At 57.8% G+C, this 13021-nt stretch carries 15 protein-coding genes; 9 read left to right on the forward strand and 6 right to left on the reverse strand.

The genetic code is table 11. The annotated features are described in order from the left end of the window. Positions 1-26: 26 nt before the first annotated feature. Positions 27-656 carry an extensin family protein gene (locus I9187_RS12045; protein ID WP_171179814.1) on the reverse strand — a complete coding sequence of 210 codons (630 nt, stop codon included), beginning with the start codon at positions 654-656 and terminating at the stop codon, positions 27-29. 199 nt (positions 657-855) lie between these two features. Beyond that, positions 856-1275 carry a cupin domain-containing protein gene (locus tag I9187_RS12050; protein WP_171618836.1) on the reverse strand — a complete coding sequence of 140 codons (420 nt, stop codon included), beginning with the start codon at positions 1273-1275 and terminating at the stop codon, positions 856-858. 86 nt (positions 1276-1361) lie between these two features. Here I9187_RS12050 and I9187_RS12055 point away from each other — a divergent pair, with 86 nt between their 5' ends. Next, positions 1362-2780, forward strand: coding sequence for a protein adenylyltransferase SelO (locus I9187_RS12055; protein WP_171179818.1), 1419 nt, complete (start codon positions 1362-1364; stop codon positions 2778-2780). A 13-nt stretch (positions 2781-2793) separates the two neighbouring features. Here I9187_RS12055 and I9187_RS12060 read toward each other — a convergent pair whose 3' ends face one another. Beyond that, positions 2794-3681: a DMT family transporter gene (locus I9187_RS12060; RefSeq protein WP_171179820.1), complete on the reverse strand. Its 888-nt coding sequence runs from the start codon at positions 3679-3681 to the stop codon at positions 2794-2796. Between the two features lie 221 nt (positions 3682-3902). On the opposite strand from I9187_RS12060, the gene I9187_RS12065 reads away from it, so the two are divergent. From I9187_RS12065 to I9187_RS12090, 6 genes are all read left to right on the forward strand, one after another. Beyond that, on the forward strand, positions 3903-4607 hold the full coding sequence (locus tag I9187_RS12065; protein WP_171179822.1) for an endonuclease/exonuclease/phosphatase family protein: 705 nt from the start codon (positions 3903-3905) through the stop codon (positions 4605-4607). 83 nt (positions 4608-4690) lie between these two features. Further along, complete coding sequence (locus tag I9187_RS12070) at positions 4691-5104, forward strand: Fur family transcriptional regulator (protein WP_050602224.1); 414 nt, start codon at positions 4691-4693, stop codon at positions 5102-5104. Positions 5105-5235: 131 nt separating this feature from the next. Continuing rightward, positions 5236-6114: a DMT family transporter gene (locus I9187_RS12075; RefSeq protein WP_171179824.1), complete on the forward strand. Its 879-nt coding sequence runs from the start codon at positions 5236-5238 to the stop codon at positions 6112-6114. A gap of 136 nt (positions 6115-6250) precedes the next feature. Further along, positions 6251-7528, forward strand: a complete 1278-nt coding sequence (eno, locus tag I9187_RS12080; RefSeq protein ID WP_171179826.1) for a phosphopyruvate hydratase — start codon at positions 6251-6253, stop codon at positions 7526-7528. Positions 7529-7576: 48 nt separating this feature from the next. Beyond that, positions 7577-8116, forward strand: coding sequence for a GNAT family N-acetyltransferase (locus tag I9187_RS12085; RefSeq protein ID WP_171179828.1), 540 nt, complete (start codon positions 7577-7579; stop codon positions 8114-8116). A gap of 141 nt (positions 8117-8257) precedes the next feature. Continuing rightward, positions 8258-8422, forward strand: a complete 165-nt coding sequence (locus I9187_RS12090) for a hypothetical protein (protein WP_171179830.1) — start codon at positions 8258-8260, stop codon at positions 8420-8422. On the opposite strand, the gene I9187_RS12095 is transcribed toward I9187_RS12090, so the two are convergent. From I9187_RS12095 to mazG, 3 genes are all read right to left on the reverse strand, one after another. After that, the gene (locus tag I9187_RS12095) at positions 8419-8868 is read right to left on the reverse strand and encodes a GNAT family N-acetyltransferase (RefSeq protein WP_171179832.1); all 450 of its coding nucleotides are present in this window, start codon (positions 8866-8868) and stop codon (positions 8419-8421) included. The genes I9187_RS12090 and I9187_RS12095 overlap by 4 nt on opposite strands. Next, complete coding sequence (locus tag I9187_RS12100; RefSeq protein WP_209940202.1) at positions 8865-9806, reverse strand: nucleoside hydrolase; 942 nt, start codon at positions 9804-9806, stop codon at positions 8865-8867. Before I9187_RS12100 ends, I9187_RS12095 begins: the two co-directional genes overlap by 4 nt. A gap of 61 nt (positions 9807-9867) precedes the next feature. Next, the gene (gene mazG / locus I9187_RS12105) at positions 9868-10725 is read right to left on the reverse strand and encodes a nucleoside triphosphate pyrophosphohydrolase (protein ID WP_171179836.1); all 858 of its coding nucleotides are present in this window, start codon (positions 10723-10725) and stop codon (positions 9868-9870) included. 66 nt (positions 10726-10791) lie between these two features. On the opposite strand from mazG, the gene I9187_RS12110 reads away from it, so the two are divergent. Together I9187_RS12110 and speB are read left to right on the forward strand one after the other, a co-directional pair. Beyond that, positions 10792-11955, forward strand: a complete 1164-nt coding sequence (locus tag I9187_RS12110) for a M20 aminoacylase family protein (RefSeq protein ID WP_171179838.1) — start codon at positions 10792-10794, stop codon at positions 11953-11955. Positions 11956-11967: 12 nt separating this feature from the next. Next, positions 11968-12942: an agmatinase gene (speB, locus tag I9187_RS12115; RefSeq protein WP_171179841.1), complete on the forward strand. Its 975-nt coding sequence runs from the start codon at positions 11968-11970 to the stop codon at positions 12940-12942. Positions 12943-13021: the final 79 nt, after the last annotated feature.

The following is a 13021-nucleotide window of genomic DNA, read 5'->3' on the forward strand; positions in this document are numbered from 1 at the left end:
GCGTAAGTCCGGTCAAGCCCGAAGAGCTATCGGCAAACCGGAGCACCTTTGCGTTGGGCGGTGTCAAAGTGAAAATGCCCAACGTGATAGCGGTCGGCGTCCGGGCCGAGTACGGTACTGAACACGCCACAAGCACCGTTGTGCAGCTCGCGCAACACCGCACTTTGGGTATTGTCCGTCCACCCGTCCTTAACGGTGATTTGTGTGCCGTCCTGAAGAACAAAGGTTGAAATATCAATGGCCCGCCCGCGTGCATGTTGAGACAGGCGCGCGCGTGGCCGGTTGTTTTGGGTTTTGCAGGCATAGTGCCCCACAACCCGCATCCCCTTGAGCCCGCCGCCCATTTCGGCAAAGGCGGGTTTAGCAACGGTTTCGATCCATGTTTTCAGCGTGACAGCCGTCTGACAATCCATCAGCGAAAACTGACTGAGGGCAACATTTGAAATCCGGTAGACCCGAACCGGTTTGGCAATGCCGCAGCCCCGGGCTTTGCTTTTCAGGGTTTTGCGCGTTTCGCCCAATATGGTCCAGTCGCCGCAGACGGCCCCGCGTTCGCGCATCCGCTCGCGTCCTTGTTCCAATTGCATGGCCGCGCATGGGGACAGGTCGTCGGGCGTCTGCGCGGCTGGTTCGGCGGTTGTGGACTCGTTGGGCAATGAAACATCCAACGGTTCGCCAGAATCTGCACAGTCCGGGCTGGCGCTTGCGATCCCTGCACTTAAGCAGAGAAAAAGGACAGTCAAACAGACCTGCTTCATGCTCACTCGATACTCCATCACACACGGTTACGGGTACAGGATGGTCAAAGCTGGGCCGTCTGTAAACTCAACTTTTCAGAGATTTACGTTGGTTGGGCTATTCCCTCGGGATGTCAAAGCCCGGCGCGGCCAACTCAAAACCTTCGAAATCAAAGCCGGGAGAGACCGTGCAACTGACCAAGGTGTAGTCGCCGGTGCTGCGTGCAGCCTGCCAATGGCCTTCCGGTACGATCAACTGCGGTGCGCCTTTAGACAGGTCAAGTGTGAGAAGGTGATCGGCGGCGGGGCCTTTATCTGTTGCGCTGAGCGACAGGACCAGAGGCGCGCCTGCGTGGTAGAGCCAGATCTCGGTGGCGTCGACCCGATGCCAGTGGCTGCTTTCTCCGGCCTGCAACAAGAAATAGATGCAAGTGCCGGTGGGGCGGCCTGCGTTGCTGGCACGCCATGTCTCGGCATACCATCCGCCTTCGGGATGACGTTGCAGGTTCAGGTGGTCGATAATGTCTTGTGCGGTCATGAGTGCCCTCTTGGTTCGGCGCGATTATGCACGGGACGATACGATCCGCTATGGTATTCGTGCGCCCGAACAATATGTAATGCGACATGACCCTGACGATCCCCTTTGATAATACTTATGCCCGTCTGCCGGATGCGTTTTTTGCGCGGCAGGCTCCGCTTCCCGTCCGTGCGCCACAGATGATTGCGTTTAACGATGATTTGGCGAAGTTGCTGCAAATTGCACCAGGAGATGTGCATGACATGGCCGAGGCTTTTGCCGGCAACCATCTGCCCACAGGTGCGGAGCCTATCGCGCAGTTATATTCGGGGCACCAGTTCGGACAGTATAACCCTCAATTGGGGGATGGGCGTGCGGTGTTGCTGGGCGAGACCGTGGGCACCGACGGTGTGCGCCGGGACATTCAGTTGAAAGGCTCGGGCCCCACGCCGTTTTCGCGCCGAGGCGATGGTCGGGCGTGGCTGGGGCCGGTTCTGCGTGAATATGTGGTGTCTGAGGCGATGCACGCGCTGGGCGTTCCGACCACGCGTGCTCTGGCGGCTGTGGAAACGGGCGAAACGGTGTTTCGCGAAGGCCCGATGCCCGGCGCTGTGCTGACGCGTGTGGCCAGCAGCCATCTGCGGGTGGGTACGTTTCAGGTTTTCGCCGCACGGGGGCAGCTGGACAGTTTGCGTCGACTAACGGAATACGCCATCGCGCGTCACTATCCTGAGGCTGACGGGCCGATGGGTCTGTTGCGGGCGGTGCGGGACGCACAGGCCAAGTTGATCGCGCAGTGGATGAGCGTGGGATTCATTCACGGTGTTATGAACACTGACAATTGCTCGATCGCGGGTGAGACGATTGACTATGGTCCTTGCGCTTTCATGGACACGTATCACCCCAACACGGTCTACAGTTCGATTGACCGGATGGGGCGGTATGCCTATTCGAACCAGCCCGACATTGCCGTATGGAACCTTGCGCAGTTGGCGACGTCCTTGATCCAGCAGATGGATGACAAGGAGGCCGCTGTCGAAGAGGCGACCGAGATCGTCCATGCCATGCCAGAGCTTTTGCAGCAGAATTGGTTGACCCTGTTCCGTGCCAAGATCGGTCTGACGATTGACGAAGACGCTGATCTAGAGCTTGTGACGGATTTATTGAAACGCATGGCCGAAGGGCAGGCGGATTTCACCAACACCTTCCGGGCGCTGGGCAGCGATACCGCGCGGGATCAATTTGTTGACCCCGCCAGCTATGACAGTTGGGCCCAGGGCTGGCGCGCGCGATTAGAGCGCGAAGCGCAACCGATGGACGTGATGGCCGCTTCTAACCCGGCGTTCATTCCGCGCAACCACCGTGTCGAACAGATGATCCAAGCTGCGGTGCAAGGGGATTACGCGCCGTTCCATCGGCTGAACGCCGTCCTCGCACAGCCTTACGATGATCAGGATGATGCCGCAGATTTGAGACGGCCCCCGGCCAAGAACGAGGTGGTGCACGCAACCTTCTGTGGGACGTGACCCATCTCGGGCCTTACTTTCGAACAATCTCCAACACGGCGGCGCTGACGATCAGCGCAGCGCCCAGAAACTCGCGCAGGCCAAAGGGTTCTCCGGATAGCACGGCAGCAGATGCGATTCCGACGACCACTTCGCTCATCAGCAGCAGGCCGACCCTTGATGGGGAAAGCTTTGTTGCTGGCCAAATCGTCATGTAGACCATGGGCAGGATGTAGAAGGCCGACAGCAGGGCGAACAGAAGCACGCGGATCGTCTCATGAGGTGCCACGGAAGGGATGTTCTGCTCGCCCAGCAATGGAAGGCTGAACAAGGACAGAATCAGCGCGCCGAATACAAAGGCAAAGACCTGCCCCGAAATCGAGATGCGATTGACACGATAAAGGCCCATAGAGCCCAGGGCCCAGCATACGCCTGATGCCAATGCCAGCCAATCGCCTATGTTTTGCGGCCAGGGCACGAAACCCGCGCCGCCCAGAACAACAAAAAGGCCGCCCAACCCGCAGAAGAGACCGGCAAGACGCATAAGGTTGAGGCGTTCACCCAAAAACATGACGCCCAGAAGCGTGCCCCAAATGGGCGTGAGGTAGAACAGCAGGATCGACCGGACAACGTCAGTGTATACAAGACTGATGGAATACAGGCTGAACGCGGCACCCGTGAACATCCCGCTGAGCATCAGGTTGCGCCATTCGCGAACAAGTGTGTGTCGGTCGCTCCAAACAAATGGGAATAGAGCGATCAGGGCCGCGCAATACATGACAATCCCGGGCCAGGGGCCGGTCAGACCCTGATCCAGAAAGAACCGAACCGGGATCCAGTAGAGCCCCCATAGCGCGCCGCCCATGACCAGAACCAGGCTGGCGCGGGTGCTGTTGACCGGCTGTGTCTGATGCAGTTCCATTCAGCCCCTCGAGTTGCGGCGGTTTGGCCGTTCCACTGCAACCGGATAGAGCAGGGGATCAAAAGGAACAATCCTTTGGTGATCGCTTGCGGGTCGTTTGCCAATAAATCGTGCGATTGGCGTTGTTTCTTTCCGAGGCATTCGTTCTGTATCGGAACAGGGGGGGTTGCGCGCCGCGCCAGAGGTGGCACATTGAGCGCAAGCCCATTGGTCAAGCCCTTATGAAACAATCTTCAACCCTACGTATCGCCAGCTATAACATTCAAAAATGCCTCGGGCTGGATTTCCGGCGTCAACCGCAGCGTATCCTGCAGGTCATCGAACACATGCGGGCCGACATCGTTGTGCTGCAAGAGGCAGACAAACGCCTGCCGCCGCGCCCGGCAGCCCTGCCGCATTTCATGCTGGACGAGGCGGGTTGGCAGATCGTCGATCTTGGCGGGGCCGGCAGCCTTGGGTGGCACGGTAATGCAGTCATATGGCGTGGGGATGGTATTTCCGTCCGTCAAAAAGGGCATCATGATTTGCCGGGGTTAGAGCCGCGCGGCGCGGTCCGAGTCGAGTTCGATACTCAAATCGGGCCGTTGCGGGTGATGGGGATGCATCTTGGGTTGCTGCCCGCATCGCGGCGGCAGCAGATTTCGCACATCCGGCGCTTTGATGATGATCTGGCCAAGATGCCAACCGTCTGGGCCGGGGATTTCAACGAATGGTCGCGGCAGCCGGTTCTGGACCATCTGGCCCCCGAGATGCGTTTTCTACCGCCCCGACCCAGCTTTCCCGCAGCGCAACCGCTTGGCGCGTTGGACCGGATCGCGCTGGGCGCAGGGGTGAAAGCCACCGCGCATGGGGTTCACGACGCGCGCCCGGCACATATCGCATCGGATCATCTGCCTGTCTGGGCCGATCTGACACGTGCTGCGTAAGAACAGCGGAAAAGCAGAAATCCCTGTGGCGCAAACTGCACAGACATACTAAGACAGATACCCGAGCAAGTCTGAGGGGCATCATGTCGGAAACGATTATTGGGCGTTGTGAGGCCAAGGGCCTGCGCATGACCGGTCAAAGAAGGATCATCGCGCAGGTGCTGGAACAAAGCGACGACCATCCGGATGTCGAAGAGCTCTATTCACGTGCTTCTGCCGTCGACAAAGGTATTTCGATTGCAACCGTATATCGGACGGTGAAACTGTTTGAAGAAGCGGGGATTCTGGAGCGTCTGGAATTCGGCGATGGCCGCGCACGGTACGAGGATGCCGAGCGTGACCATCATGATCACTTGATCGATATGCAATCGGGTGAGGTGATAGAATTCGTCGACCCTGAGATCGAAGCCCTTCAGGAAAAAATCGCGGCAAAGCTGGGGTACAAACTGAAAGGCCATCGGCTGGAGCTGTATGGCGTGCCACTGGAACAGGATTAAATCATCACGAAACGCGATTGATCCCCTCACGTTAATTCATCACGCGTGACGGGAAATGTCTTGCCAGAGGCCATTGGTTGAGGTTGTTGTGCGCATAGGCACCCAAAGTGCTTTTTCCTGTGGACGCGCATATGAACAACGTAAACGGCATTCTGCTGCTCATTGGGTCGATGGCGGCCTTTGCACTTGAGGACATGTTCATCAAGGTTCTGTCGGTCTCGGTGCCGACAGGGCAGATCATGGTGTTCCTCGGCGTGGTCTGTACGCTCGTGTTTGCAGCTCTGTCAGTGGCCTCGCGCAAACGCGTCTTTGACCCGATGGCCTGGAAGCTATTGCCGTTGGCGCGCGCGGCAACCGAAGGGATCGGGGCAGTAACCTTTGTTACGGCGCTGTCTTTGATCGACCTTTCAACGGTCGCCGCCGTTTTTCAGGTCCTGCCGCTGGCTGTCACCATGGGGGCAGCCATGTTTTTGGGGGAACACGTCGGCTGGCGGCGTTGGAGCGCGATTGGCGTGGGGTTTGTCGGCGTTCTGATGATCATTCGTCCCGGTTTCCAAGGGTTCCAGCCCGAGTCTCTTTTTGTGATTTTGTCCGTCCTGGCCATTGCTGCGCGCGATCTCATCACGCGTAAGCTGGATGCGCGAGTCGCCTCGACCGTTGTAGCGATGCAAGCGTTCATTGCAGTTGCGCTGGCTGGCGGGCTGTTGATGGCGATTTCCGGTGCATCTTTTGTGCCGCTTCAGGACGGACAATCGTTACCGTATCTCGGGGCCGTAGGGTCCGGTGTGATTGGGTATTACGGCATTGTCACCGCGATGCGTGTCGGCGAAGCGTCGGCATTGATGCCGTTCCGCTACACGCGTCTGGTGTTCTCGATCGTTGCAGGAATGCTGGTTTTTGGTGAGCGGCCAGATGCGCTGACGCTTGCGGGCGCGACACTTATCATTGGGTCCGGACTTTATACCTTTGTTCGCGAGCGGCGTTTGGCAAACGAACTGGCTCCGGTCTAATTGTGTTGGCGCAAACAACAGGCTGTTAGCCCTAAAGGTCCGAAAATGTGCCTGTTAGCGATAACGGAACCGGTTTACATTTGGGCCGGTGCTGCTATGACGCGTGCAACCGACTGCAGCCATAGGAACGGGCCTCATGAGCACCATTATCGACATCCACGCACGCGAAATTCTGGACAGCCGGGGCAACCCGACAGTTGAGGTTGACGTGATTCTGGAAGACGGCACCATGGGCCGTGCTGCCGTGCCGTCCGGGGCATCAACCGGTGCCTATGAGGCAGTGGAAAAGCGCGACGGTGACAAAGCGCGTTACATGGGCAAGGGTGTTCTGGAAGCCGTTGCCGCCGTGAACGGTGAGATCGCCGAAGAACTGGTAGGTTTCGACGCGACCGAACAGGTGGCCATCGATCAGGCGATGATCGAGTTGGACGGGATCGAAAACAAAGGCCGTCTCGGTGCAAATGCCATTCTGGGTGTTTCGTTGGCCACAGCCAAGGCCGCGGCCGATTTCACAACCCAGCCGCTCTATCGCTATGTGGGCGGCACCTCGGCCCGTGTTCTGCCGGTTCCAATGATGAACATCATCAACGGGGGCGAACACGCAGATAACCCGATCGACATTCAGGAATTCATGATCATGCCGACCTCGGCCGCGAATATCCGCGAGGCGGTGCGCATGGGGTCCGAAGTGTTTCATACACTGAAGAAAGAGCTCTCGGCAGCTGGTCTGGCCACCGGTGTCGGTGATGAGGGTGGCTTTGCTCCGAACATCGCAAGCACCCGCGAAGCGATGGATTTCATTCTGAAATCCATCGAAAAGGCGGGTTATAAGCCGGGCGAGGAAATCCATCTGGCGCTGGATTGCGCCGCGACTGAATACTTCAAAGACGGCAAATACGTTCTGGCGGGTGAGGGCACGACTCTGACCTCGGAAGAAAACGCCGCCTATCTGGCGGCGTTGGTCAACGACTATCCCATCATCTCGATCGAGGACGGCATGTCCGAAGATGACTGGGACGGCTGGAAAGCCCTGACCGACGCCATCGGTGACAAAGTACAGTTGGTGGGCGACGACCTGTTCGTGACCAACCCCGTACGTCTGGCCGAAGGGATCGAACGCGGCTGCGCCAACTCGATGCTGGTCAAGGTGAACCAGATCGGTTCGCTGACCGAGACTCTGCGCGCTGTCGATATGGCCCACCGCGCGCGTTACACCAACGTCATGTCCCACCGCTCGGGCGAGACCGAGGATGCAACCATCGCCGATCTGGCCGTGGCAACCAATTGCGGTCAGATCAAAACCGGCTCGTTGGCGCGGTCGGACCGGTTGGCTAAGTACAACCAACTGATCCGTATCGAGGAATCGCTGGGCGAGGTCGCGGAATACGCGGGCGCGTCGATCCTTCGCAAGTAACACATCTGATGCTAGGCTGACCCTCGGACACAATCCGGGGGCCACGTCTTGCTAAAGATCATTGAACCAGAAACGCCGGACCAGTTGAACGCGGTTCGGCGTTTGTGTTGGGACTATCGGGATTTCCTGCTGACCTTGGATGAAAAATCCGTTCAGATCGTTCAGACCTTTTATCCAAAGGAAAAATACGCCCGTTTGATGGACAACATCGAGGTGGATCACGCACCGCCAAATGGTGGGATCAAGTTGGCTGTGTTGGAAGGTGAGCCGATTGGTAGCGGCATGTTTCATACAATCGCGCCGGGCGTGGCCGAGATAAAGCGGGTGTATGTGACGGATGCGGCAAGGGGCTCTGGCGCGGGCCGTGCCATTATGTTGTCGCTGATTGAAACCTGCAGGGATCTTGGCTTTGACTATATCCGAATGGATACCGGAAAACCGCTGGAGGCAGCGACTCAATTATACCTGTCGTTGGGGTTTACCCTGCGCGACGCATACTCTGAGATTCCAGAAATCGCACGGGACCACCTGATTTTTTTCGAGATGTCGCTTACGAAACTCAAAAAAACTAAAAATAACGATAGTTGAATTTAATCAGCGTTTTAGCAACCAGGATTGCCCTGATCTGTTTACGAGAACCCTGCTTTAGTAAAGTTATGTGTGAACTTGTTACTAACCAAGTTCATTCTGAATGCAGTAATCTCGTTTCATTGCAGAAAGGGGAGTACGATGTCTGTATCAAAATTCCTTCTGATCATCACCGCAGCGTCCATCACAGTTCTGTCCGCTTGTTCCGAGCCGGGGACATATCCGATAACCGGAGAACCAGTTTCAGCGAACGATCCGGTTCAGGACATGAATCCAGCCAATATCTTCAGAGGCGAGTCGCGCTAAAGCGCTTTGCTCATCAGCATGTATCTGTCACGCGGTTTGAATCCGGTGCGCAGGTACAGTTTCTGAGCGGCCTCGCTGGTGCGGTCGACTTCCAAGTGCAATGCCGTCAATCCTGCTCCAGCCAGAGCTTTGGGCAGATCCAGCAAAACCTCGGTCGCGATACCGCGGCCACGAACGGCAGGACGGATATAGATTTCGTCCACGAAACCGTCCATGCCACCAAATTCGACCGACCAGCCGAAGGTCAGGATGATATACCCCAACGGTGCACGCCCCGGTCCGATCAGATAGACACAGCCATGAGGGATGCCTTCCAGTAAGGGGGCAAGGGCATTTCGGGTTTTGTCGGCGTCCTGTTCTATTCGCGCTTCGGCGTGAAACGCAGTGACCAGCGCCATCAGGCGGTCCAGATCTTCGGGGCGCGCAAGGCGCAGAGCGGCGCTCATAGTCGGCCCAGCCTTTCTGTCAGTAGCTCAAAGAAGCCATCCGCATCGAGATCACCGATGAACAGGGCGTTTGGTGCGCGGTCGGTTACGCCCCACCAATCGGCGATGGTCATGCCCATGGTCAGTTCCGACCGGGTCTCAACCTCGACATTCACTTGGCGGCCCGAGAATAGCTCAGGCCGGATCAGATAAGCGGTCACGCAGGGGTCATGCAACGGTGCACCTGCGCTTCCGTATTTTTCCTTGTCGAAGCGCTCAAAAAAGTCGGTCATTTCAGCCACTGCAATGCCGACCTTGTTTCCCAATGCTCGGAACGCATCATTGCGGGGTTTGGTGACCAGCGCCTTATGCGTGACATCCAGGGGCATAACCACGATGGGCCTGCCGGATCGGAAAACGATATCAGCAGCTTCTGGATCGACGTGGATGTTGAATTCGGCTGTGGGTGTGATGTTGCCTACTTCGAAATAAGCGCCCCCCATCAGCACGATTTCCTGCACCCGATCGACGATGTCTGGGGCCTTGCGGAACGCCACGGCGATGTTGGTCAGCGGCCCCAACGGGCAGAGTGTCACGGTGCCTGAGTCATGTTTGCGCAGTGTCTCGATGATGAAATCAACCGCATGTCCGTCTGCCAGCGGCATTTCAGGGTCCGGCAGAACGGGCCCGTCTAGCCCGGTTTTGCCGTGCACATGTTCTGCCGTGACCAAAGGGCGGATCAGGGGGCGATCACAACCCGCATAGACTGGAACACCCGTCTGCCCCGCCAGTTCGCAGACAATCCGTGCGTTCTTGGCAGTCAGCAACAAGGGCACATTCCCGGCGACGGCAGTAATACCCAGAACCTCGATCTCATCCGGACTGGCCAAGGCCAGCAGGATGGCGACGGCGTCGTCTTGTCCGGGGTCGGTATCGATGATGATTTTGCGCGGTGCCATTATGCCTCCGGGGTCTTGAAACGCGGACACTCGCAAGTGTCACCGCACTTGTCCAGCAGTTTCAGGCCCCGGTCGACGCGTCCACCGGCGGGAGTTTGCCGTTGGCGCGATGCTCTTCGGTTTTGACTTCGTCCCAAAGCGCATCCATCTCGGCAAGATCGCTTTGCGCGGGGGTTTTGCCCCGCTCGGCCAGACGGGCCTCGACCTGTTCAAAGCGGCGGGTGAACTTGGCATTGGTACGGCGCAGGGCGGCTTCGGGTTCGATACCCAGATGGCGACCCAGATTGACCATCACAAACAGGAGATCACCGAATTCGTCCTCCAGCGCATCGGCGTCCATCTTGTCCCGCGCTTCTTCCAGTTCAGCCGCTTCTTCGGTGATCTTTGCCAACACATGGCTGGCATCGGGCCAGTCAAAGCCTACGCGTGCAGCGCGTTTTTGCAGTTTGTGCGCGCGCAGCAGGGCGGGCAGGTTCGCCGCGACACCGTCCAACGCGCCCTTTTGTTCCTTGCCTGCACGCTCGGCGGCCTTGATCGCTTCCCAATCCTTGGTCTGCTGATCGGCTGACTTGTCGCGGGATTCGTCGCCAAATACGTGGGGATGACGGCTGACCATCTTGTCCGACATGGTGCGGACCACGTCTTGAAAGGTGAAATGCCCGGCCTCTTCAGCCATTTGCGCGTGAAAGACGGATTGGAACAGAAGATCGCCCAGTTCTCCTTTCAGCTCATCGTAAGCTTCGCGCTCAATGGCGTCGGCGACTTCATACGCCTCTTCAATAGTGTAGGGGGCAATCGTCGCGAAATCCTGTTCGATGTCCCAAGGGCAACCACTTTGCGGGTCGCGCAGGCGGCGCATGATTTCCAGTAACCGTTCGATACCAGCGTCGCTGTTGTGGATCAGAGGATTTTCAGCCATTGCGAACCCTTTCGTTCCGGTGTCAGATGCATCCATCCCGCAGTCCCGATCAGGAGTCCACCCCAGATGCCCGTCGTCAACCGAATTGCCGATTTCTCAGCCGATATGGCTGCGTGGCGTCAGCACTTGCACACGATCCCTGAACTGGAGTTCGAGTGCTACGAGACAGCCGCCTTTGTGGCCGAGCGTCTGCGCGAGTTCGGGGTGGATGAACTGCATGAGGGTATCGCCAAGACCGGAATGGTTGCGATCATCAACGGGCAGGGCGAGGGGCCGACCATCGGCCTGCGTGCGGATATGGATGCCCTGCCGATTCCAGAAGAAACAGGTGTCGAATATGCTTCGAAGAACCCAGGTAAGATGCACGCCTGCGGTCATGACGGCCACACCACAATGCTGTTGGGAGCGGCGCGCTATCTGGCCGAAACACGGAACTTCAGCGGTCGCGTGGCCCTGATCTTTCAGCCCGCCGAGGAAGAGGGCGGCGGTGCCGGGGTGATGGTCGAAGAAGGCATCATGGACCGGTTCGACATCTCGCAGGTTTACGGAATACACAACGACCCGGGAAACCCGGAAGGCGCTTTCTATACCACGGCGGGCCCGATTATGGCGGCGGTGGATTCGTTCGAGATTCATATACAGGGTGTCGGAGGGCATGGGGCGTTGCCGCATCTAACCAAAGACCCCGTTATGGCGGTCTGCGGTATTGCGCAGGCGATCCAGACCATCGTCAGCCGCAACCACTATGCAGTGGAAGATCTGGTGGTCTCGGTCACACAGATACACACGGGAACGGTTAACAACGTAATTCCGGACACTGCGTATCTGAATGGCACGGTGCGCACCTTTGACCCGTCCGTGCAGAAGATGGTCATGGAGCGGATGGAGCAGATCGTTCAGGGGCAGGCCGCGTCTTACGGGGTTGAGGCGCGGTTGGATTATCAGGTTGGGTATCCCGCGACGATCAATGATGTCGAAAAAACCGCTTTTGCTGCCGATGTTGCGCGCGAAGTCTCTGGGCCTGAACGCGTGGTCGACACTATGGGGCGCGATATGGGAGCCGAGGATTTTTCATACATGCTTCAGGAACGGCCCGGCGCGTATCTGTTCTTGGGGCAAGGCGATGGTGCAGGGCTGCACCATCCCAAGTACAACTTTAACGACGATATAGCGCCTATCGGCGCGTCCTTTTTCGCACGCATCGTGGAAAAGGCGCAGCCGTTGGGTTGATGGGGTAAACAAATGGCACTGGAAGACGCAAAAAACCAGGTGGACGAAGCGTTCACTAATCCCGATCTCAAAGGGTTGTCTTATGAGAACACTTTTGGCGGAGCGACCTCGTTTCTGCGGCGGCTTTATACCAAAGATCTGGACGGGGTGGACATCGCCGTGACCGGTGTACCCTTCGATCAGGCTGTCACCAACCGCCCCGGCACGCGCCTTGGCCCACGTGCAATCCGCGAGGCCAGCGCTCTGCAATCGCCCGATGCGCCCTATGGCTGGCCTTTTGATGCGCTCAGCGAACTGGCCATCGTGGACTACGGAGACATGGCTTATGACTATGCCAATATTCCGGCCTTTCCCGACACACTGACCGATCATATCCGCACCATTCTGGCGGCCGATGTAGCGTCTGTCACGCTGGGCGGGGACCACTATATCAGTTTCCCGATCCTGAAAGCCTATGCCGAGAAATACGGGCCGATGTCGTTGCTGCAATTCGATGCGCATACGGACACCTGGGCCGATGATGATATGTCCCGCGTTGATCACGGAACAATGTTCTACAAGGCAGTAAAGTCTGGGATCGTAGACCCAAAGCGCTCCGTTCAGGTGGGCATTCGCACCACCAATGAGGACACTTTGGGCGTCAACATCATCGACGCGCGCGAGGTCTATGAATCTGGCCCTGCCGCGGTCGCGCAGAAGATCAAAGGTATACTGGGTAACAGCCCAGTCTATCTGAGCTTTGACATCGACGGGCTGGACCCTGCCTTTGCGCCGGGCACCGGCACGCCGGTCTGGGGCGGGTTAAGTTCCATTCAAACACAGATCATCCTGCGCGACATTGCCGGGATTAACATCAAGGGCGGAGACGTGGTCGAGGTCTCTCCGCCTTTCGACACGTCGGGTGCAACAGCGATTGCCGGGGCGCATGTGGCGACGCAGATCATCTGCCTGCTGGGCTGGGACAAGTTGGCAAAGGCGAAAGAGTAAACCCGTTGGGATACGCGTTAACTTCTGGTTAGCCATACTTCCGGTATGTGCTGGAAGACGTGAAAAAAGGATGGGGCGG

The organism is Ruegeria sp. HKCCE4148 (assembly GCF_017872495.1).
Classification (GTDB): domain Bacteria; phylum Pseudomonadota; class Alphaproteobacteria; order Rhodobacterales; family Rhodobacteraceae; genus Ruegeria.